General features: G+C 60.5%; 19 protein-coding genes, 1 tRNA gene and 1 pseudogene. 16 read left to right on the top strand and 5 right to left on the bottom strand.

Annotated elements, in window-relative coordinates; translation table 11 throughout:
- The first annotated feature begins 39 nt into the window (after positions 1-39).
- Both ACS3WA_RS06255 and ACS3WA_RS06250 read left to right on the top strand, forming a co-directional pair.
- A tRNA-Arg gene (locus ACS3WA_RS06255) sits at positions 40-116 on the top strand.
- Positions 117-381: 265 nt separating this feature from the next.
- A complete protein-coding gene (locus tag ACS3WA_RS06250) occupies positions 382-696 on the top strand; it encodes a helix-turn-helix domain-containing protein (RefSeq protein ID WP_438277677.1) in 315 nt (104 codons plus the stop codon).
- Between the two features lie 41 nt (positions 697-737).
- Here ACS3WA_RS06250 and ACS3WA_RS06245 read toward each other — a convergent pair whose 3' ends face one another.
- A complete protein-coding gene (locus ACS3WA_RS06245) occupies positions 738-1,325 on the bottom strand; it encodes a hypothetical protein (RefSeq protein ID WP_438277676.1) in 588 nt (195 codons plus the stop codon).
- Positions 1,322-1,696 carry a hypothetical protein gene (locus ACS3WA_RS06240; protein WP_438277675.1) on the bottom strand — a complete coding sequence of 125 codons (375 nt, stop codon included), beginning with the start codon at positions 1,694-1,696 and terminating at the stop codon, positions 1,322-1,324. Before ACS3WA_RS06240 ends, ACS3WA_RS06245 begins: the two co-directional genes overlap by 4 nt.
- Positions 1,697-1,779: 83 nt before the next feature.
- Between ACS3WA_RS06240 and ACS3WA_RS06235 the strand changes: the two genes are divergently transcribed.
- The 6 genes from ACS3WA_RS06235 (at position 1,780) to ACS3WA_RS06210 (ending at position 5,109) form a co-directional block, all read left to right on the top strand.
- Positions 1,780-1,971, top strand: a complete 192-nt coding sequence (locus tag ACS3WA_RS06235) for a hypothetical protein (protein WP_438277674.1) — start codon at positions 1,780-1,782, stop codon at positions 1,969-1,971.
- Between the two features lie 14 nt (positions 1,972-1,985).
- Complete coding sequence (locus ACS3WA_RS06230; RefSeq protein ID WP_438277673.1) at positions 1,986-2,177, top strand: hypothetical protein; 192 nt, start codon at positions 1,986-1,988, stop codon at positions 2,175-2,177.
- A 113-nt stretch (positions 2,178-2,290) separates the two neighbouring features.
- Positions 2,291-2,413, top strand: coding sequence for a hypothetical protein (locus tag ACS3WA_RS06225; protein WP_438277672.1), 123 nt, complete (start codon positions 2,291-2,293; stop codon positions 2,411-2,413).
- Between the two features lie 427 nt (positions 2,414-2,840).
- Complete coding sequence (locus ACS3WA_RS06220) at positions 2,841-3,107, top strand: BolA/IbaG family iron-sulfur metabolism protein (protein WP_438277671.1); 267 nt, start codon at positions 2,841-2,843, stop codon at positions 3,105-3,107.
- Between the two features lie 509 nt (positions 3,108-3,616).
- The gene (locus ACS3WA_RS06215) at positions 3,617-4,834 is read left to right on the top strand and encodes a tyrosine-type recombinase/integrase (protein WP_438277670.1); all 1,218 of its coding nucleotides are present in this window, start codon (positions 3,617-3,619) and stop codon (positions 4,832-4,834) included.
- Positions 4,831-5,109, top strand: coding sequence for a hypothetical protein (locus ACS3WA_RS06210; RefSeq protein ID WP_438277669.1), 279 nt, complete (start codon positions 4,831-4,833; stop codon positions 5,107-5,109). The genes ACS3WA_RS06215 and ACS3WA_RS06210 overlap by 4 nt, the downstream gene beginning before the upstream one ends.
- Positions 5,110-5,355: 246 nt before the next feature.
- Here the strand turns inward: ACS3WA_RS06210 and ACS3WA_RS06205 are convergent, their stop codons facing one another.
- The gene (locus ACS3WA_RS06205; RefSeq protein ID WP_438277668.1) at positions 5,356-5,847 is read right to left on the bottom strand and encodes a single-stranded DNA-binding protein; all 492 of its coding nucleotides are present in this window, start codon (positions 5,845-5,847) and stop codon (positions 5,356-5,358) included.
- 374 nt (positions 5,848-6,221) lie between these two features.
- Between ACS3WA_RS06205 and ACS3WA_RS06200 the strand changes: the two genes are divergently transcribed.
- The 7 genes and pseudogenes from ACS3WA_RS06200 to ACS3WA_RS06170 all read left to right on the top strand — a co-directional run bounded on the left by ACS3WA_RS06200 (position 6,222) and on the right by ACS3WA_RS06170 (position 17,839).
- Positions 6,222-6,968, top strand: a complete 747-nt coding sequence (locus ACS3WA_RS06200) for an outer membrane protein (RefSeq protein ID WP_438277667.1) — start codon at positions 6,222-6,224, stop codon at positions 6,966-6,968.
- A gap of 452 nt (positions 6,969-7,420) precedes the next feature.
- The gene (gene uvrA, locus ACS3WA_RS06195; RefSeq protein WP_438277666.1) at positions 7,421-10,462 is read left to right on the top strand and encodes an excinuclease ABC subunit UvrA; all 3,042 of its coding nucleotides are present in this window, start codon (positions 7,421-7,423) and stop codon (positions 10,460-10,462) included.
- Positions 10,463-10,852: 390 nt separating this feature from the next.
- A complete protein-coding gene (locus tag ACS3WA_RS06190; protein ID WP_438277665.1) occupies positions 10,853-11,218 on the top strand; it encodes a BA14K family protein in 366 nt (121 codons plus the stop codon).
- A gap of 833 nt (positions 11,219-12,051) precedes the next feature.
- Positions 12,052-15,912, top strand: coding sequence for an adenosylcobalamin-dependent ribonucleoside-diphosphate reductase (locus tag ACS3WA_RS06185; RefSeq protein WP_438277664.1), 3,861 nt, complete (start codon positions 12,052-12,054; stop codon positions 15,910-15,912).
- 89 nt (positions 15,913-16,001) lie between these two features.
- A complete protein-coding gene (locus ACS3WA_RS06180; protein ID WP_292613305.1) occupies positions 16,002-16,217 on the top strand; it encodes a DUF2442 domain-containing protein in 216 nt (71 codons plus the stop codon).
- A gap of 229 nt (positions 16,218-16,446) precedes the next feature.
- A complete protein-coding gene (locus ACS3WA_RS06175) occupies positions 16,447-17,133 on the top strand; it encodes a hypothetical protein (protein WP_438277663.1) in 687 nt (228 codons plus the stop codon).
- A 19-nt stretch (positions 17,134-17,152) separates the two neighbouring features.
- A pseudogene (locus ACS3WA_RS06170) lies at positions 17,153-17,839 on the top strand (nitroreductase family protein).
- Between the two features lie 196 nt (positions 17,840-18,035).
- Here the strand turns inward: ACS3WA_RS06170 and ACS3WA_RS06165 are convergent.
- Both ACS3WA_RS06165 and ACS3WA_RS06160 read right to left on the bottom strand, forming a co-directional pair.
- Positions 18,036-18,398, bottom strand: a complete 363-nt coding sequence (locus ACS3WA_RS06165) for a hypothetical protein (RefSeq protein WP_438277709.1) — start codon at positions 18,396-18,398, stop codon at positions 18,036-18,038.
- Between the two features lie 36 nt (positions 18,399-18,434).
- On the bottom strand, positions 18,435-19,199 hold the full coding sequence (locus ACS3WA_RS06160) for an ROK family protein (RefSeq protein ID WP_438277662.1): 765 nt from the start codon (positions 19,197-19,199) through the stop codon (positions 18,435-18,437).
- A gap of 123 nt (positions 19,200-19,322) precedes the next feature.
- Between ACS3WA_RS06160 and yghU the strand changes: the two genes are divergently transcribed.
- Positions 19,323-20,195 carry a glutathione-dependent disulfide-bond oxidoreductase gene (gene yghU / locus ACS3WA_RS06155; protein WP_438277661.1) on the top strand — a complete coding sequence of 291 codons (873 nt, stop codon included), beginning with the start codon at positions 19,323-19,325 and terminating at the stop codon, positions 20,193-20,195.
- Positions 20,196-20,215 lie beyond the last annotated feature (20 nt).

Below are 20,215 nucleotides of genomic sequence, written 5' to 3'. Positions count from 1 at the left end.
GTCGGATTTTTCATATTGCGGTGATGTGAGCGGTCTTAAGGTCCCGTAGCTCAACTGGATAGAGTAGCGGATTTCTACTCCGCGGGTTGCAGGTTCGAATCCTGCCGGGATCGCCATCATAAGTAATTGTAAAATATACGTTTTTTGTCATTTCGGCTTTGTTCTCCGGATCAGGTTCGTGTTGCGGCCTGTTTTCGGCGAATGCCAATAGAATCAATGTTTTTCCAGTTCCTACAATTCACTCCACGCAACACGAGCGCAACACTCAGGTTCAATATCTGTTCGCCAATCACCGCATTCCGATAGTCCAACGATGTGGATGATCCGGCTACCTTCCGGACAGGCCAGCCGAATCGCTCGAACGTCGGTAATAGTGGTCGCATGACCACAGGACCCCCTGCCCCGTTGTTGACCCCGAAGGAAGCAGCTGCATGGCTCGCGGTAACGGTGAACCAGCTTCACCAGTTGGTCAGCGACGGCGAGATGGCCTGCATTGCTGTGAGTCGCGGCCAAAAGAGGCCCAGGCGCCGGTTTACCGAGACTGACATCCAAGATTTCATCGAACAGCGCCGGAACCGCGAAGTGTTTCTGCCTTCAGGCACAAGACGCCGCCGTACCAATTGGACTTCCGATTCGATGATCGTGGGGTTTGCCGCTCGGCTGGCCGCCGAGAAGCTGAAAAAGCAGAAGCGGTGACGGCGCGCCCGCCGATTTGAGACGGCGGGCGCGCCGATTGGTCATTCAACAGCCACGGCGAAGCCACGGCCAAATTCAGTCTGCTCCAGCAGCCCCTCTACATCGCCGATGCCGCTGCGCTCGGCGAAATCGTCCTCGCGATCGTCTCCGCCGATCGACGGTTCATCGTCGCCGGTGTCTTCGAGATCGCAATCGTCGAGTTCGTCGGCTTGCCGAGCGGTCACCCACGATCTCTCCTGGTTCACGACGCTGTCGAAGGCACCGAGGATCGGCTCACCGTCGACGTCCGGCTCGCTCCCGTCATGCTCAGCACCTTCGTCCTCGCACACGTCCTCGCGATCATCGCATCCCGCGTCGCCTTCGCGATCGTCTGTCGCGCCGCGGGCCCAAACGTAGGCCCGGCGCTCGTGACCGTCGCGGACCTCCGGCGCGCCGAGCAAGGACTCGAGGTCGGGATCGGCGTCGGCCTTGTCGAGCGAGGCGATAAGCACCTCGACCAGCGCTTCCGTGTCCTTCCGGCTCCAGGCGCGGAAGAACTCCTCCGGAGTGACCGGAACAGGCTTCACCGGAACAGAGATGTCCGCTGCGGCCTCTAACGTCTTACCTTGGGATGGGGAAACGCGCTTCATGGCTCTTTCCCCACCAACGTCTGCGTGACGTCGGGCTCGACTCCGATTTTGCGGATAACTTTCGCCGAGCGCGCGAGGACGCAATTGAGAACAGCGATCAGCCCATCGAGGTGTTCGGCCGTCTCCAGCCACCTCTCTAACGCTTCATCGATCACTCCGCTGGCCATCCACTCCTGCAAAACAACTTCAAACAATCCTTCGTCCTTTTGGACCGCCACTACGGCGAGGCGTATCAGTGGAAGGAATGTCTTTGACCACTCCTCGTTGCTCCAATCGAACTCGACATCGAGGGGCTGAAACGGCGTGCATTGGGGCACGCCGGCGCGGCGAATGGACGGATTCGTAGTATGGTGAGAGTCAGCTCGAGCCATGACTTATCCTCATCGGCTTGGGTTAGAGCCGGGGCGGAAGTTACAGCTTCCCCTCGGCTTGCTTTTAAGATAATCTCAAATTCATGAAGAAGTCAATAAAAGATAATCTAAAAAAACGAGGTCGTCCGGCGACCGGCAATGCGCCGTTGGTCGGTGTTCGCATGACGGAAGAGCTTCAAAACGACATAAGGGCTTGGGCCGCAAAACAGGTAGACGTTCCCGCGCTGGCCACGGCCATCCGCCGCCTGGTAGAGCTGGGGCTAAAGAGGAAGTGATGGGAGGATTGGCAATGGTGATCGACACCGACACAATCAAATGTCCCGAATGCGGCATCGAAGCTCATATTGAGGGCGGCGGATCGGAAAAATCCTTCTCGTTTTCGCAAAAGGAGATGGCGCGAAGATGCAAATACAGCGGCGGCACTATCTGCCCTAATATTCGTCAAGTGCTGGATCAGCTTAGAGACTCCATGTTGCGTTAGATATCTTCATCGTCGAGATCGGGCTGAAGAAAGGGAAATGAACCGTCCCTTAGGCGCATCACGCTGACCTGGAACCGGGATCGTGCATATTTTTCATCTGGAGGACGAACACTATGGGTGTCAAAACAGGCTGGATTATTGGAGGTGCGATCACCGCGCTGCTGGTCATTCTTTCCTACACCCTCGTAGGAGACGGCAAACCTACAGTGAATATCCCAACGCAGACGCAGGGATGAGCTATTGAAAGACATCCGAGCCCCGCATTGAGAAGCTTTTAACCGATGCCGAGGATTGCGCGCTGATCGGCAAACTCGCCATGGGTCATGAAAAGCGCGAGGTGTTTTAAGAAGCTGGCCGAGGACTACCGTAAGATGGCGCAGGAGCTAGAGACCATCGCGATGAGCGGTGTTATTCCCGAGGATCAGCAGAATAGAAAACCCCGCCGGAGCGGGGTTTCTCGTAGCGTTCAATTCAACAGCTTAGGTTTGTTCGCAGCGACCCAGCCGGGTGCCATCCGTGAGGAATCTCCTTGCGGAGATCCGTCGGGGAACTTGGACGAAATTGCCAAGCTGTTGGGGCAGCCGGAACGTTGACGGGCAGTTTGTCGGGGGCTACGGACATCATCCGCGAAATAAATGCGTCTGGAGAACGAAAAGGACCACTATGTCATCCCATCCAACCGACTTCCAGGGTTCCGTCATCGACGCGCTGCGCGAGGCTATCGAGCAGCAGATTCAAAATTCACAGGCCACAGTCGACGGCGGCGGGGGACATTTCAATATCGACGTGACGTCGCCCGTATTCGCCGGCATGAGCACGCTCGAGAGACAGCGGTTGGTGTACGGCGCAATCGCTCACTTGATGCGGGGTGACATGCCCCCGGTGCACGCCGTCGATAGTTTGAAAACTCGAACGCCCGCTGCGTCTTGAGCCGGATTTAGCAGGCTGCGGTCTTAAGCGCTCCACGTGTTGCGCGGATCCCGGGTGTACCGATGCGCTCGCCGGCACAGATACGGGCCTCCACCACCTTCGCGATCTTCTCGACCGTGCGGCCCGACACCCCCGCAAAACTCGCGACACGATCTCACCGTCTTGTCGACGAACAAATCTTCGCCGGTCCGCGCGTTGTAACCCTCTGCGCGCTCAAACATCGCGGCGCCGATCGCCGCGGATCGATCGTCCTTTGCTCCCAGGAGTGCCCGGTAAGCTCGACCCTCTGTCGATTTCAACTCACGCACGGCATGGGCGAGCTGCCCCTCGAAGTCGCCGCGGACCACACCGTTCTTGCGGCCGCCGAGCCATTGCGCGATTCCGGTCGCGCCAATCGAGTTGACCTCGGAGGGTCCTCCGGTCGCCTCAACGTCGGCCCAGCGCGCAAAGCATCGACCGCAAGCTGATGAAAAGATGAATTGAGGTCTTCGAATTTCTTGCGATCGGCGTTGGCCACCGTTCGTAAGCGCACCCTCCCCTCTAACCTCGTTCGCTGGTTAGCGGGCTATGTCGATGGCGCCGGCAAGCGTCGCTTTAAACAGTTCGAACGCAAGTCAGAAGCAAATGCCTGGCTGGTTCAAACTCGCCACGACGTTGCATGCGGCGTTCATACGCCGGGTAGCATTTCGCCAACGGTTAAAGAGGCCGCGACCCTCTGGATCGAGAACTGTAACGAGAAGGGCCTCGAGCCCATGACGGTGAAGGGCTACGAAGAGCACGTTAATCTGCACATCGTGCCATTTATCGGCGGCAGGAAACTTGCCGAGATCACCGTTCCTGCTGTCAATGCGTTCGCCGATCAACTGCGCAAAGGCGTCCGGTCCGCCGAGATGGTCAAACGCGTGGTAAGATCGCTCGGCGGCATCTTCAAAGAAGTGCGCCGCCTCAGTCTGGCCAGCACCGCCCCCACCGTGGGAATCGAGCTAAAACTCCCCGATCGCGATGATCCGCGCCCCGTGATCCCGACCAAGGCCGAGCTTCAGTCGATCATCGCCGGCGCCACCGGTCGCTGGCGGCCGGTGATCCTGGTGGCGGTCTTCTGCGGTCTACGGGCGAGCGAGCTCCGAGGACTGCGCTGGGCCAACGTCGATTTCGAGGCCAAGCAACTGAGTCTGACGCAGCGTGCTGATGCCTCGCACCGAATCGGGAAGCTCAAATCGAAGGCCGGTTATCGTTCGATCCCCTGCCCGCCGATCGTCATCAACGCCCTGCGGGAGTGGAAGCTGGTTTGCCCGAAGCGCGACATGGGCAAGAGGGACGCTAATGGCGAATCGGTAAAGATCCTCGATCTCGTCTTCCCCAACGGCCTTGGCAAGGTCGAAAGCCACTCAAACCTGATCGAACGCGGTCTGTATCCGATTCTGGTAGCAGCCGGACTGACCGAACCGCGGCCGGCACTGAACAAGGCAGGCAAGCCGATCTTGGATGATGCTGGCGAGCCCAAGGTCATCGTGGCGGGCAAGTACGGCATGCACTCGTTGCGCCACGCCTGCGCTTCCCTTTGGATTGAGAGTGGCTACAACCCGAAGCAGATTCAGAATCTTATGGGACATAGTTCAATCAAGGTGACATTCGACGTATATGGCCACCTATTCGCTGATGCTGAGGCCGGCCAGAAGGCGGCGGAGAGTATTCAGACCCGGCTCCTGGGTAGGCAAAGCTCATGACTGCGATCTCGCACCTTTGGCCTCTAGTGACCGCCTTCAATGCGGGCGCGGCGGCGGTCATGTGGATCTATTCTGCGAGAGTTACCGTGCCCGCACCGCCTGAAACCGCCGGCCAAGGTGCCTTGATGGGTGGATATTTGGTCACCAAGCTCTCAAATGGGCGGCGCATTGATCTCCACGCCACCCTCGAAAGGCAGTCAACATGGAGCGGTCGTGCAGCGCTCGCCGCTGCGGCAAGCGCGATTTGCAGCATCTTCGCAATCTATTGGCCGTGACTTAAACACCAACGCAACATGGTGGCCGCAACTGATTGATTTTGCTTGTTCTCCAAAAGTTTTCTACTCCGCGGGTTGCAGGTTCGAATCCTGCCGGGATCGCCACTTTAAAGTCAGCAGAGGCAGACCGCAGAGAATTTTGGTCGCCGGGCCCGGATGGCAGGGGCCGGGGCGCCAATATCCGAACTCACACCCCGTGCCCAAACTGCTGCCTTATGAGCTGCTCCTCCCTGGAGTTGCTGCTCCCTAGAACGGAATGTCGTCATCCATGTCGCTGCGACGGGCGCCGGCGGCAACGGCACGGCGCTGGCCGCCGGATGGACTCCCCGATCCGAAATCGCCTCCGGAATCATCCGGTCCGAAATTGCCTCCGCCCCCACCGCTGTTGCGGCCGTCGAGCATCGTCAGCGTCGAGTTGAAATTCTGCAGCACGACTTCGGTGGAGTATTTTTCGACGCCGTTCTGATCGGTCCATTTGCGGGTCTGCAACTGGCCCTCGATGTAAACCTTCGAGCCTTTTTTCAGGTACTGCTCAGCGACCTTGCAGAGGCCCTCGTTGAAGATCACGACGCGGTGCCACTCGGTTTTCTCCTTGCGCTCACCGCTGGTCCGATCGCGCCAGCTTTCAGACGTGGCGATTCGCAAATTGGCGATCGGGCGGCCGTCCTGGGTCCGCTTGATTTCGGGATCGGCGCCGAGATTGCCGATCAGAATGACCTTGTTTACGCTACCCGCCATCGCCGTTCTCCCAATCTCCGTCCGATTGCCAATCCGAATGCCGCCGCCGGTTCGAACGCCGGGCACCGCCTTCGCGGCAACGGTGGCGACCCTACACTCCCGTTATCGCGCGGAGGCGGTCATTCGCCGGGTTATCCACCGGTCCAATATATAATGTTCCATATTTGTTCTCAAGAGGCGATGGCCCCGGTCGGTGGAGCGACCATGAAAGATTTGCGAATGGACCGATGAGGCGGAAGGCCTAGCGGCGGCTCCAATTTGCCCGAAGTGTTGCATTTGAGAGACGGCTTTTTTCTGCGCCGGGCGATATACAGCATTTATCGAATTCGGGCTGCGCTCGCGTCCAAACGAAGTTGAAATTCCGGGGATTTGAAATGAACAAGCTACTGATCGGCGCCATTGGTGCTCTCGCCATCGGCCTCAGCGCGGCGCCTGCCGCTGCAGCCGACCTCGCAGCGCGTCATTATACGAAGGCTCCTCCTCCGATGGTCGCCGCGATCTATGACTGGAGCGGCATGTACATCGGCGCGAACGGCGGCTGGGGATCGAGCAGGAATTGCTGGGACTGGGTCGGGGTAGGTTCCGAAGGTTGCCATGACGCAACCGGCGGCACGGTCGGTGGCCAGATCGGTTATCGCTGGCAGTCCAGTGCGTGGGTTTTCGGTCTTGAAGCCCAGGGCAACTGGGCCGATCTGAACGGCCGCAATGTCAGCTTCCAAAACGCTTTCGTCACTAACGACAGCCGCCTTGATGCGTTCGGCCTGTTCACCGGCCAGATCGGCTACGCTTGGGATGCTGCCCTGCTCTATGTGAAGGGTGGCGCCGCGGTGACGTCCAACCGCTATCGAAGCCTCGATACTGCCACCGGCGCTCAGTTGACCAACAATGTCAACGACACGCGCTGGGGCGGCGTGGTCGGAGTGGGCCTCGAATATGGCTTCGCGCCGAACTGGTCGCTCGGCTTCGAATACGACCACGTCTTCACGAACAGCAGCACCCACACCTTCCTCGACAATAACGGTGCGGTGTTCGCAACTGACAACATTCATCAGGACGGTGTGGACCTCGTCACCGCTCGCATCAACTATCGCTGGGGTGGCCCGGCCGTTGCGCGGTACTGATTACATCTGATCCGAACGTCTCTCGGAACTACGAAAAAGGCCGGCTTTTTGCCGGCCTTTTTTGTTTGAGTGCGGCCGGTACCCCCAGGTCGGAGCCGACAGACCGGCGGCGGTGCCGACGAGGGCTGTCCAGCGCAACGAAATCGTTGATGATCATCATCCGCCCTCTGGAAATTACCCGTCGTTCTATTTACGTTCCAGTGATAGCCACACACCGCGCCAGGGTCCCGATTCCGAAACTCGCATGTCCTTGCAGCCACCCTTGATACGAACTTCGGAATCAATGGGACACTGGCAACCCTGTGATTCCAGTGTGGTTCGGGTTCAGACGTTCGCTTGATGGACTCACCGAGACAATGAAGCGAACCTCTGAACCACCACACCAGCCGGGGATTTCGCCCGGTGCGGCGCACCCGAACGCGGCGCGACTTTCGCGCCCGGAAAAGCCAGTCATGGACGAAGTCATCAAGGCGAAGCGGCAACAACCAGGTTCCGCCACGCGCGCCATCACGATCCGCGGCGCCCGCGAACACAACCTCAAGAATGTCGATCTGGAAATCCCGCGCGACAAGCTGGTGGTGTTCACCGGCCTGTCCGGCTCGGGCAAGTCGTCGCTGGCATTCGATACCATTTATGCCGAGGGCCAGCGCCGCTACGTCGAATCGCTGTCGGCCTATGCGCGCCAGTTCCTGGAGATGATGCAGAAGCCGGATGTCGACCAGATCGACGGGCTGTCGCCGGCGATCTCCATCGAACAGAAGACCACCTCCAAGAACCCGCGCTCCACCGTCGGCACCGTCACCGAGATCTACGACTACATGCGGCTGTTGTGGGCGCGCGTCGGCGTGCCCTATTCCCCCGCCACGGGCCTGCCGATCGAAAGCCAGACGGTGTCGCAGATGGTCGACCGCGTGCTGGCCCTGCCCGAAGGCACCCGGCTCTATCTGCTGGCGCCCGTCGTGCGCGGCCGCAAGGGCGAATATCGAAAGGAACTGGCGGAGTATCTCAAGAAGGGTTTTCAGCGCGTCAAGATCGACGGCGCGTTTCACGAACTTGCTGATGCCCCGGCGCTCGACAAGAAGTTTCCGCACGACATCGACGTGGTGGTCGATCGCATCGTGGTACGGTCGGACATCGGCCAGCGGCTGGCGGAGAGTTTCGAGACCGCGCTGAAACTGGCCGAGGGGCTGGCGGTGGTGGAGTTTGCCGATGCCCCTCCGTCATCACCGGGCCGCACCGAAAGTGCGAGACCCGGTGATCCGTCATCTTCAAAAGAGACGGAGGGTCGGGTCAAGCCCGGCCATGACGAGAAGAAAAAAATCGCCAAGATTCACGACAAGAGCGGTCCTGAACGCATCCTGTTTTCGGAAAAGTTCGCCTGCCCGGTCTCCGGCTTCACCCTTCCCGAGATCGAGCCGCGGCTGTTCTCATTCAACAACCCATACGGCGCTTGCCCGAAATGCGGCGGCCTCGGCGTCGAGCAACATGTCGATGAAGACCTCGTCATTCCCGACAAGGAACTGACGTTGCGCAAGGGCGCGATCGCGCCGTGGGCGAAATCGTCGTCGCCGTATTATCTGCAGACACTGACCGCGCTCGGAAAATTCTACAAGTTCACGCTGGATACCAAATGGAAGGATCTGCCGAAAAAGACGCAGGCCGCGCTGCTGCACGGCTCGGGCGACAACGAGATCAAGTTCTCATATGAAGACGGCGTGCGCTCCTACGATACCAAGAAACCGTTCGAGGGCGTCATCACCAACATCGAGCGCCGCTTCCGGGAGACCGAGAGCGAATGGGCACGCGAGGAACTCGGAAAGTATTTTTCCGACGTGCCATGCGACGCCTGCAAGGGTTATCGGCTGAAACCCGAGGCATTGTGCGTCAGGATCGGCGGCAAGCACATCGGCGAGATCAGCCAACTGTCGGTACGACACGCCGGCGAATGGTTTGAGACCGTTCCGAAAATGCTGTCGTCGCAACAGAACGAGATCGCTGGCCGCGTGCTCAAGGAGATACGCGAACGGCTGTCGTTCCTGCTCGACGTTGGCCTCAACTATCTGACGCTGTCGCGAGCGTCTGGCACGCTGTCCGGAGGCGAGAGCCAGCGCATTCGGCTGGCCTCGCAGATCGGTTCAGGCCTGACGGGCGTGCTCTATGTGCTGGATGAACCGTCCATCGGCCTGCACCAGCGCGACAACGCGCGGCTGCTCGAGACTCTGAAGCGGCTGCGCGACCTCGGCAACACCGTGATCGTGGTCGAACACGACGAGGACGCCATCCGTCTCGCCGATCATGTGCTCGACATCGGTCCCGGCGCAGGCGTTCACGGCGGCCATATCGTCGCGCAAGGCACGCCGGCCGATGTCATGCGAAACCCGAAGTCGCTAACCGGCAAATATCTCACCGGCGAACTGGCGGTCGAGGTGCCGGAGCGGCGGCCGCCGAACCATCGTCGCACCATCAAAGTGGTCAATGCGCGCGGCAACAATCTCAAGAATGTCACCGCGGAAGTTCCGCTCGGCCTGTTCACTTGCATTACCGGCGTCTCGGGCGGCGGCAAATCGACGCTGCTGATCGACACGCTCTACCGGGCGATCGCGCGCAAGCTCAACAATGCGAGCGAAGGCGCCGCGCCTCACGACCGCATCGAGGGGCTGGAGCACATCGACAAGATCATCGACATCGATCAGTCGCCGATCGGCCGCACGCCGCGCTCCAATCCCGCAACCTACACCGGCGCCTTCACGCCGATCCGCGAATGGTTCGCCGGCCTGCCGGAATCCAAGGCGCGCGGCTACGAGCCGGGCCGCTTCTCGTTCAACGTCAAGGGCGGCCGCTGCGAGGCGTGCCAGGGCGACGGCGTCATCAAGATCGAGATGCACTTCCTGCCCGACGTTTACGTCACCTGCGACACTTGCAAGGGCAAGCGATATAACCGCGAGACGCTGGAGGTGTTGTTCAAGGGCAAGTCGATCTCGGACGTGCTCGACATGACGGTCGAGGAAGCCGCCGAATTTTTCAAGGCGGTGCCGCGCGTGCGCGAAACTTTCAAGACGCTGCATCGCGTCGGTCTCGACTACATTCATGTGGGACAGCAGGCCACCACGCTGTCAGGCGGCGAAGCGCAGCGCGTCAAGCTCGCCAAGGAGTTGTCGAAACGCGCGACCGGACGCACGCTCTATATTCTCGACGAGCCGACCACCGGCCTGCATTTCCATGACGTGAAGAAACTTCTTGATGTGCTGCACGAGTTGGTGGCGCAGGGCAATTCCGTCGTGGTGATCGAACACAATCTCGAAGTCATCAAGACCGCTGACTGGGTGATCGACCTCGGCCCTGAAGGCGGCGATGGCGGCGGCGAGATCGTCGCCTGGGGACCGCCGGAAGACATCGTGAAAGCGCCGCGCAGCTATACCGGACAATTTCTGAAGCCGGTGCTGGAGAAAGCGGGAAAGCCGAAGCGGCGGAATGCGAGCGAGGCGGCGGAATAACGCGATCACGCTGGTCGATTCGTCAGAATCATCAGGTGTAATTTTGGCCGTCTGCCTGGCTCTGCCGGAATTCTTCCAGACTCGCTGCGACGAAAAGTCCGGACAAAGGAAAACCGGATGACAATTCCGTAATCCGAATTGCGGAACTTGCGTTGCATTGCCACGTTGGAATTCAACGCTCGATACACGAAATCACCATACGGAGTTGAAAATATGTTGAGTTTCAAACCAGTATTAGCCGCGGCTGTCATTGCGCTTGCAGTGCCGCTGGCCACGACTTCCCCCAGCTCCGCGCAAACAAAAGCTCAGTACTCTGGTGGCGGTGGCGGCCACGGTGGCGGCGGCGGGCATATGGGTCGTGGTGGTGGTGGTCACATGGGTGGTGGCCATATGGGTATGCGACCGGGCGGCGGTGGCGGCGGAAATTGGGCCGGTGGCGGTGGCCGACATTGGGCTGGCGGCGGCGGCTGGCATGGTGGTGGTGGGCACTGGCATGGCGGAGGCCACCGGTGGGGCGGCGGCGGCTACTATGGCGGCGGCTTCTTTCCGGGCTTCGTGGTGGGCTCAGCGATCGGCAGTACGTTCGCTAGTCCGTATTACTACGATGATTCCTACGGGTACTATGATGACAGCCCGACCTATGAAGTCGCTCCCGGCGGCGGCGACGTTGCGTATTGCCAGCAGCGGTTCAAATCATACGACGTCAGTTCGGGCACCTATCTTGGTTACGACGGTCTGCGTCACCCCTGCCCGTGACGTAACTTAGGCTCCGAGCACTTTCGCTTCTGATGGAATCAGAAGTGCTAGAGCGGGCCTGTCCCTCAAATCAAAAGCGGTGCCTTTGCGCACCGCTTTTCTTTTTCATGTCCGCTTTCAGTCCTCCCATGCAACAAGCGAACGATACGAATCGCCGCTGGCGGGCTCAGACATGGGCGAGAGTCCTGCGGAATCGATGCCCAAAATCGCGTCCATTACGCCCGCCTCCGGCGGTGAACATGCCTCCTTGAGAAACGAGGTCCGAGTCGCTGCGATGCAACCCCCCGACGATCAATAAATAGCTGTCCTGTGAACAGTGGGAGAAGCTCATTCCAGCAGGGCGGTTGAGGATTCTTTCGCTTTGGAATCCTTGAGGACTCACCGATACTTGACCTCATCCAAGGCGTCGCCAGCTCTTGGTTTTCCTCTCTTTCCACCATATTTAGTATTTCATTGAGAAATGAATACTAATCCTTGACGGGTTAGCGGGAGTTGCCTTAGCTTTTGACCCGCTCGACGCGCATGTAACTGGGTCACGCCGAGCCTCCCTCAAGGGTTCCATTATGAACACTTCGTCCGCCGGCTGGCGACGGGGTCGCGGGGGTGTCTGCCTTGGCGACAAGATGTTTGGGGACGTCAAAAACGAGCCAAAACGGCTCAAATCGCAGTGTGGGGCGTTAGGGTATGATCGGTGGCGGACCCAACTCCGCCCCTGCTCGTGCTCCAGAGGATCGACGGCCAGGAACGCACGGCCGAACTGCGGACCGAAAAAGTTCGCGAATGGAAATCGCCGATGCCGTTGAAGCGGCGCGGACAGTGACGGGGCAAGGGACATGAGATTCGAACGGCGCTACACCAGGGACCAGCAGTCACCCTATGCGGAGATCGATTTCCGGCTGACGACGAGCGAGATCCGCAATCCGGACGGCTCGGTGGTGTTTTGCCTCGAGAACGTCGAGGTGCCTGAATTCTGGTCGCAGGTCGCCTCCGACGTGCTCGCGCAAAAGTATTTCCGCAAAGCGGGCGTCGCGGCGCGCCTGAAGAGAATCGAGGAAGAGACGGTCCCCTCATGGCTGTGGCGTTCGGTGCCCGACACCGACGCGCTCGCCACCCTCCCCGAGGCCGAGCGCATCGGCGGCGAAACCTCGGCCAAGCAGGTGTTCGATCGGCTTGCCGGCTGCTGGACCTATTGGGGCTGGAAAGGCGGCTACTTCAGTTCGGAAGATGACGCCCGCGCCTTCAATGACGAGTTGCGCTACATGCTGGCGCGCCAGATGGTCGCGCCGAACTCGCCGCAGTGGTTCAACACCGGCCTGCACTGGGCCTATGGCATCGACGGTCCGGGCCAGGGCCACTACTACGTCGACTTCAAGACCGGCAAGCTGATCAGGTCGAAGTCCTCCTATGAGCACCCGCAGCCGCACGCCTGCTTCATCCAGGGCATCGAGGACGACCTCGTCAACGAGGGCGGCATCATGGACCTGTGGGTGCGCGAGGCGCGTCTGTTCAAATACGGCTCCGGCACCGGCTCCAACTTCTCGCGGCTGCGCGGCGAAGGCGAGCGCCTTTCTGGCGGCGGCCGCTCCTCCGGGCTGATGAGCTTCCTCAAGATCGGCGACCGCGCCGCGGGCGCGATCAAGTCGGGCGGCACCACGCGCCGCGCCGCCAAGATGGTTGTGGTCGACGCCGATCATCCGGATATCGAACAGTACATAGACTGGAAGGTGAAGGAGGAGCAGAAGGTCGCCGCTCTCGTCACCGGCTCCAGGATCAACCAGAAGCACCTCAAGGCGGTGATGCGCGCCTGCGTCAACTGCGAGGGCTCAGGCGACGACTGCTTCGTGCCAGAAAAGAATCCCGCGCTGCGCCGGGAGATCAAGCTGGCGCGCCGCGCCATGGTGCCCGACAATTACATCAAGCGCGTCATCCAGTTCGCCAGGCAAGGCTACAAGGATATCGACTTCCCGGTCTACGACACCGATTGGGATAGCGAAGCCTATCTCACCGTCTCCGGCCAGAACTCAAACAACTCGGTGTCGCTGAGGGACGACTTCCTGCGCGCGGTCGAGACCGATGGCACCTGGAATCTGAAGGGACGCACGAACGGGAAGGTGACGAAGACACTCAAGGCGCGCGAACTCTGGGAGAAGATCGGCTACGCCGCCTGGGCTTCGGCCGATCCCGGCCTGCACTTCAACACCACGATGAACGACTGGCACACCTGCAAGGCGTCAGGCGACATCCGCGCGAGCAATCCGTGCTCGGAATACATGTTCCTCGACGACACCGCCTGCAATCTCGCCTCGCTGAATCTGCTGACGTTCTACAATGATTCTGACGTCATTCCGGGGCGCGCGTCTTCGCGCGAACCGGGAATCCAGAACAGATTGCCGGATTCCGGGTCCGGCCCGACGGGCCGTCCCGGAATGACGAAAGAATTCGATGTCGACGCCTATGAACACACCGTGCGGCTCTGGACCGTGGTGCTGGAAATCTCGGTGCTGATGGCGCAGTTCCCGTCCAAGGCGATCGCGGAACTGTCTTACGAATTCCGTACGCTGGGCCTCGGCTTCGCCAATATCGGCGGACTCCTGATGACCATGGGCCTGTCCTATGACTCCAGGGAAAGCCGCGCCCTGTGCGGCGCGCTGACCGCGATCATGACCGGCATCGCCTACAAGACCTCCGCCGAGATGGCGGGCGAACTTGGCGCTTTCCCCGGCCACAAGAAGAACGCCGGCCACATGCTGCGCGTGATCCGCAATCACCTCCGCGCCGCGCATGGCCAGTCCAGCGGCTACGAGGCGTTGTCGGTCAACCCGGTGCCGCTCGATCATGCCTCCTGCCCGCAACCCGGCCTCGTCGCCCACGCGACGAGAGCATGGGACGATGCGCTCGCGCTCGGCGAGCAGCACGGCTACCGCAACGCGCAGGTCACTGTGGTCGCGCCGACCGGCACCATCGGCCTGGTGATGGACTGCGACACCACCGGAATCGAGCCCGACTTCGCGCTGGTGAAGTTCAAGAAGCTCGCCGGCGGCGGATACTGGAAGATCATCAACCGCGCCGTGCCGGAAGCGTTGCGCGCGCTCGGCTATCGCGAGAGCGAGATCGCCGAGATCGAAGCCTATGCGGTCGGTCACGGCTCGCTGTCCAACGCGCCCGGCATCAACGTCTCCACGCTGAAGGCCAAGGGTTTCACCGACGAGGCGATCGCGAAAGTGGAGAAGGTGCTGCCGACCGCGTTCGACATCAAGTTCGCCTTCAACAAGTGGACCTTCGGCGAAGACTTCATCCGCGACACGCTCGGCATCGACGCCGAGGCCCTCGCCTCACCAGCCTTCGATTTGCTCGCCGCGGTCGGCTTCACCAGGCGCGAGATCGAGGCCGCCAACGTGCACATCTGCGGCGCGATGACGGTGGAAGGCGCGCCGCATCTCAAACCCGAGCACTATGCGGTGTTCGACTGCGCAAATCCTTGCGGCAAGATCGGCAAGCGTTATCTGTCGGTGGAGAGCCACATCCGCATGATGGCGGCGTCGCAGCCCTTCATCTCGGGCGCGATCTCCAAAACCATCAACATGCCGAACGACGCCACGGTGGAAGACTGCAAGTCGGCCTACCTGCTCTCCTGGAAACTGGCGCTGAAGGCCAACGCGCTCTATCGCGACGGCTCGAAACTGTCCCAGCCGCTCAACTCGCAACTCATCGCCGACGATGACGATGAAGACGATGCCATCGAGGCGCTGCTGGAGAAGCCGATGGCTGCGCGCGCCGCCGCCGTCTCCGAGAAGGTGGTGGAGCGGCTGGTCGAACGCATCATCGTGATGCGCGAGCGCGAGAAGATGCCGGACCGCCGCAAGGGCTACACACAGAAGGCCGTCGTCGGCGGACATAAAGTTTATCTCCGCACCGGCGAATACGATGACGGACGCCTGGGCGAGATCTTCATCGACATGCACAAGGAAGGCGCGGCGCTGCGCTCCTTCATCAACAACTTCGCCATTGCTGTTTCATTGGGCCTGCAATACGGCGTGCCGCTGGAAGAATATGTCGACGCCTTCACCTTCACCCGCTTCGAGCCCGCGGGGCCTGTGCAGGGCAACGACTCGATCAAGTACGCGACCTCGATCCTCGACTATGTCTTCCGCGAACTCGCGGTCAGCTACATGTCGCGGTTCGATCTCGCCCACGTCGATCCCTCGGAATCCGGCTTCGACGCCATCGGCAAGGGCGTTGCGGAAGGCAAGGAGCCGGAAGGTCAATCGCAACAGGCGACCCGCTACGTCTCCAAGGGCCTGACCCGCTCGCGCACCGATAACCTCGTCGTCATGCGTGGCGGCGGCGACACGCGCAACACTTCTGTTCCCTCACCCCTTGTGGGGGAGGGTCAGGGAGGGGGGTCCAAGGTCACCGCCCTCGGCTCCTCGCGCGTCGGCGATGCGACGGACGGCGCGGTCGCGCTGAAGCAGGAGACCGAGCACGATCTCTCGCCGACCGAACGGCTGGAGCAGCAGCAAAGAAGCAAGGCTGCCGCGCATTCAACCGCGCCGACCAAGGCGGAACGCCGCGCCGAAGCAAAGGCGAGAGGCTACGAGGGCGAGATGTGCCCGGAGTGCGGCAACTTCACTTTGGTGAGGAATGGCACCTGCATGAAGTGCGACACCTGCGGCGGCACGACGGGGTGTTCGTGATTAGCTCGATGAACGACGAGCTGACTCTTAATCAGCTGCCTGGGTTAGTGCCGTGGTCGGGTTTGACGCGGCTATGAGAGAAAGAGACGATGAGCGTTTCGCCAACCAGCGTTCGTTTTGACGAACAAACCATGTGGGTCGAATTATCTGATGGCCGTACGCTCGGCGTACCGCTGGCATGGTTTCCGCGCCTTCAGAAGGCCACCCCAGAACAACGCGCCAACGTCGAGATCAGCCTTGTCGGTCTGCACTGGGATGAAATTGACGAGGCCGTTTCGCTTGCCGGGCTTCTGGCCGGACGGTGACATCAGTATCGCCGGCCCCCGGACAAGGTGGCACGGGACGCAATTTCACGCTGTTGCGCAACGGCACCTGCGAAGTGCGACACGTGTTTATCGATGACGGGGTACTCGTGAGTTAGCTCTACTTGAGATGATGAACGGAGGATGATGGTGGGAGGCCGCTCGAAAAAAACGGCCCTTTCCGATATCTCCATATGCCAACGAGGATCGAGAAGGCTGACGGAATCTCTTTATGGGAATTTTGTGGGGCTGGGTTACCCAATTATCGGGATTTAACAACTTACCAGCGGCTTTCACGCTTGGATTTGCCCTACTTGTTTGGTCAACAATTCAATGGCACCGCAAAAGGACACTGCGGAAAATGGCGGGAATTCAGCTTTGGCATGTTTGGATATTTTCTTTAATAGGCTTGTGGTTATTCGTAACACTCACTCTAACAACTTGGGCCTACACGATTATCTACCCGCCAACGCAAATTTCATCGCCATTTGCCCCTCCCCGTAACGATGAGGGACCCCTTACCTTTTATTATAACCTAACGTTGTCCGGTGGCTTCGGACACGGAGTGCAAACGCTTATGTTCCATGGACATAATACTTCACAACAGGAAATCCGAATTATCTCAGCGCAACTAATTTCTACGATCACTGGCGACGCACTCGATCTAAAAGCAATGGCGGAAAATGTACCCACCGAAGTAAAGAATATAAACGTGGTTCCGTCGGGGGCGCCGATTCAATTACTTGCCACGTTTGGCGCGCCCGAAAATCAGAGCCAAGATGCATTTCTTAAGAAATGGAGTAAATTCAGTCTGGTGGTCCGAGATGAAAAGCGCGAATATCGTCTTTCCTTTAATGAGGGCAACATAGCGCCATTCTTTCCGGGCGTTATAGGGCCTCACATCACTGCTAAAAATTAGCCATACGGCAGGTTTGAATATCCCGGCCAATTCAAAACCGCTCCGGACACTCAACGTGATCCTCGGCCGTCGCAGCATCGCGGGGCTACAAGCCGATCCGGCGCAACGCAAGCTGATTGAGAGATCATCGGGCTTGCGATGCGGGCGCCGTCATCGATGAACACCAGCCGTAGAATTTCTATGTCGTCGCCGGCGAACCGCTGAACCGCATTCGCGCCGGCAACACCGAGGCGGATGGTCGCGGGCATTCCGCAATCGCGCGAATTCCGCACCGAGCAACCGTTCGCAGTTCCCACCGCGAGCGGCAGATCGGCGTCGCCAAACAACTGTTCTCGGGATTGCGCGCGACGACAAAGAGAGGCGGCAGGATTGGGTGCTGCGCCGCTTCCGCCAGTTCGACGCGCCGGTCTGCGTAATCGTCACCTATGAGGGCGTGCTCGACGGCAGCGACGACACGCCGTTCGACTGCGGCGCGGTGGCGACGCGCTGGTCAATGCCGCATGGTCGCGCGGCTCGGCGCCGCCATCAACAGCCAGGACATCAAGCAGTCGCCGGTGGTGCGCGAGTATGCCGGCATCGCCGACGATCAGGTCATCATGAAAAGCATCGCGCTCGGATGGCCGGATGGCAGCTATCCCGCTAACGCCGTGATGTCCGAGCGCAGGTCGGTGCGGAAGCCACCGTCTTCGTAGGCTTCGACGGCTAGAGCTTTCGCGGCTGCAGATGCACTACTGACCCCTTCTCCCCGCAAGCGGGGAGAAGGTCGGGGTGAGAGGCATTTGTTGCTTCAACGTTGAGCGCCCTTCATCTGGATCGCTGATGCGATCCGACCTCCCTCCGCAAGCGGGAAGAGGTAAGAAGCAGCGACATCGTCCTGTCAGACATGAATCTTTCGCGCTTCCTCACCCGCACGTCCACACCGGCCCGATCGGCGTCTGCGTCCAGCACGGGCCGATGCTGCCGCCGTTGTAGCGGCCGCGGTAGAAACCAGGACGGCCGGGATAGCGCCATTCGCCCTCGTAAAAATTGAAATACTGCACGTTCGGATCGATGTACCAATGGCGCCGGGGACGGCGCGCGTTGCGCAGCACCGACGCCTCCTGCTTGAACAGCGGAGCGGCGTTGTTCAGCGGTTGACGGTAGCCCGGCAGGAAGCCGTAGCTGTGCGGGCGTTGCGCGTGCTTCTTGTGACGCGGCGCGGCATTCGCCGCGACGGACGAGAGCGACAGAACGAGGGCTATCGATAGACACAGGAGGCGCGACATCGGCCGATCATAGACGTTCGGCGCCCACGGGGCCATTCAAAATCCGGGCGGACAGCGCGCGATAAGCGCAGCGTCATCCGTCTTGGCCGCGTCGCGGTTTTTCCGCGCGGCCATCAACCCGGTTTGGCTCCACAACCGAAACCCGCCCTCGAATGCGTCAGCGTTGTCGCCGCGGCGCGATTTCGGCGGCAGCTTGTCGAGATGTTCGACATTGCCGCCGCCGATCAGCACCTCGTCCGGCTCGAGCGCGGCGGTGAGTTGCCTGACAATGTCAGCGACGCGCTTGCGCCATTTCCTGTCGCCGCGGCGCTTGCGCCCGGCCTCGCCGGCATAGTCCTCGTAGGTCTTGCCCTTGCGATACGGCAGGTGTCCCAACTCCATCGGCTCCGGTTCGCCGTCGACGATCATCGCGGAGCCGAGGCCGGTGCCGAGCCCGAGAAACAGCATCCGCCCGCCGCGATAGCCACCGAGCGCCTGCATCAGCGCATCGTTGACGACTTTCGTCGGCTTGCCGAACGCCTTTTCGAAATTGAAGCCCTTCCAGCCCTCGCCGAGATTGAAGGGCTCGCGCAGCGGGCGATTGCCGGCGACCGGGCCGGGATAGCCGATCGAGACGGCGTCGAAGGACCAGTCCTTGGTCAGCGCCTCGACCTCGCGAACCATCTGTTTCGCGGTCAGGTCGGGCCCTGATGCGAACTCGCGTTTGATGCGATCCCTGCTGGTCATCACCTTGACGTGAGACCCGCCGACGTCGATCGCGAGAATGGTGCGGGCTGATTTTGGGGTGCGGCACGTTTTCATCTTGGCTTTTCCGTCAACGTACGACCCATGTCATTCGTTCCGTCGCGGCGGCCGTACGCTTGCACGTCCGCGCATTCAGGTCTAACTGACCCCAAAATCCCGCCTTTCCGGAGCCCTCCCGCGATGACCGATGCACCCTATGCGCCGCCCAAAGTCTGGACCTTTGACAAGGAGAACGGCGGCAGATTTGCGTCCGTCAACCGGCCGACCGCCGGCGCGACCCACGAGAAGGTGCTGCCCGTCGGCAAACATCCCTTCCAGCTTTATTCGCGGGGAACGCCGAACGGCCAGAAGGTCACGATCATGTTCGAGGAGCTGCTCGCGCTCGGCTGCACCGGCGCGGAGTATGACGCCTGGATGATCCGGATCGACGGTGAGCAGTTCGGCTCCGGTTTTGTCGAGGTCAATCCGAACTCGAAGATTCCGGCACTGATCGATCGCTCCGGACCGGAGCCGTTCCGCGTGTTCGAATCCGGCGCGATCCTTTTGCATCTTGCGGAGAAATTCGACGCATTCATCCCGAAGACGGCGCCGGCGCGCGCCGAATGCCTGTCATGGCTGTTCTGGCAGATGGGCAGCGCGCCTTATCTCGGCGGCGGCTTCGGCCACTTCTATAATTATGCACCGGAGAAGATCGAATACGCCATCAACCGCTTCGCCATGGAGACCAAGCGGCAGATGGACGTGCTGGACCGCCGGCTCAAGGACAACGAATACCTTGCCGGCACCGAATACACGATCGCGGACATGGCGGTGTGGCCATGGTACGGCGGTCTGGCCCAGGGCCTCCTTTATGGCGACAGCGCCGCTTTCCTTGACGTCCAGAGCTACAGGAACGTGCAACGCTGGACGGCGCAGATCGCCGCGCGGCCCGCGGTGAAGCGGGGCCGTATGGTCAACCGCTCCTCCGGCGATCCCGCAAGCCAGCTTCACGAGCGCCATGACGCCTCCGACTTCGAAACCCGGACGCAGGACAAGCTCGCCAAGCCGGCCTGAGATCCCGCCCTCTGGAGTCA

It is taken from the genome of Nitrobacter sp. (genome assembly GCF_051535235.1).
In the GTDB taxonomy this organism is placed as follows: Bacteria; Pseudomonadota; Alphaproteobacteria; order Rhizobiales; family Xanthobacteraceae; genus Nitrobacter.
Note: the sequence above shows the minus strand (reverse complement) of the source record. Positions and strands in the feature narration are given on the sequence as shown.

Bases quoted from the DNA above. Each gene is read 5' to 3' on its own strand.
- yghU (WP_438277661.1), top strand. From the start codon at position 19,323: ATGACCGATGCACCCTATGCGCCGCCCAAAGTCTGGACCTTTGACAAG.
- ACS3WA_RS06180 (WP_292613305.1), top strand. From the start codon at position 16,002: ATGAGCGTTTCGCCAACCAGCGTTCGTTTTGACGAACAAACCATGTGG.
- ACS3WA_RS06235 (WP_438277674.1), top strand. From the start codon at position 1,780: ATGAAGAAGTCAATAAAAGATAATCTAAAAAAACGAGGTCGTCCGGCG.
- ACS3WA_RS06190 (WP_438277665.1), top strand. From the start codon at position 10,853: ATGGGTATGCGACCGGGCGGCGGTGGCGGCGGAAATTGGGCCGGTGGC.
- ACS3WA_RS06230 (WP_438277673.1), top strand. From the start codon at position 1,986: ATGGTGATCGACACCGACACAATCAAATGTCCCGAATGCGGCATCGAA.
- ACS3WA_RS06200 (WP_438277667.1), top strand. From the start codon at position 6,222: ATGAACAAGCTACTGATCGGCGCCATTGGTGCTCTCGCCATCGGCCTC.
- ACS3WA_RS06225 (WP_438277672.1), top strand. From the start codon at position 2,291: ATGGGTGTCAAAACAGGCTGGATTATTGGAGGTGCGATCACCGCGCTG.
- ACS3WA_RS06250 (WP_438277677.1), top strand. From the start codon at position 382: ATGACCACAGGACCCCCTGCCCCGTTGTTGACCCCGAAGGAAGCAGCT.
- ACS3WA_RS06160 (WP_438277662.1), bottom strand. From the start codon at position 19,199: ATGAAAACGTGCCGCACCCCAAAATCAGCCCGCACCATTCTCGCGATC.
- ACS3WA_RS06220 (WP_438277671.1), top strand. From the start codon at position 2,841: ATGTCATCCCATCCAACCGACTTCCAGGGTTCCGTCATCGACGCGCTG.
- ACS3WA_RS06175 (WP_438277663.1), top strand. From the start codon at position 16,447: ATGGGAATTTTGTGGGGCTGGGTTACCCAATTATCGGGATTTAACAAC.
- ACS3WA_RS06165 (WP_438277709.1), bottom strand. From the start codon at position 18,398: ATGTCGCGCCTCCTGTGTCTATCGATAGCCCTCGTTCTGTCGCTCTCG.
- ACS3WA_RS06240 (WP_438277675.1), bottom strand. From the start codon at position 1,696: ATGGCTCGAGCTGACTCTCACCATACTACGAATCCGTCCATTCGCCGC.
- ACS3WA_RS06185 (WP_438277664.1), top strand. From the start codon at position 12,052: ATGAGATTCGAACGGCGCTACACCAGGGACCAGCAGTCACCCTATGCG.
- uvrA (WP_438277666.1), top strand. From the start codon at position 7,421: ATGGACGAAGTCATCAAGGCGAAGCGGCAACAACCAGGTTCCGCCACG.
- ACS3WA_RS06205 (WP_438277668.1), bottom strand. From the start codon at position 5,847: ATGGCGGGTAGCGTAAACAAGGTCATTCTGATCGGCAATCTCGGCGCC.
- ACS3WA_RS06210 (WP_438277669.1), top strand. From the start codon at position 4,831: ATGACTGCGATCTCGCACCTTTGGCCTCTAGTGACCGCCTTCAATGCG.
- ACS3WA_RS06245 (WP_438277676.1), bottom strand. From the start codon at position 1,325: ATGAAGCGCGTTTCCCCATCCCAAGGTAAGACGTTAGAGGCCGCAGCG.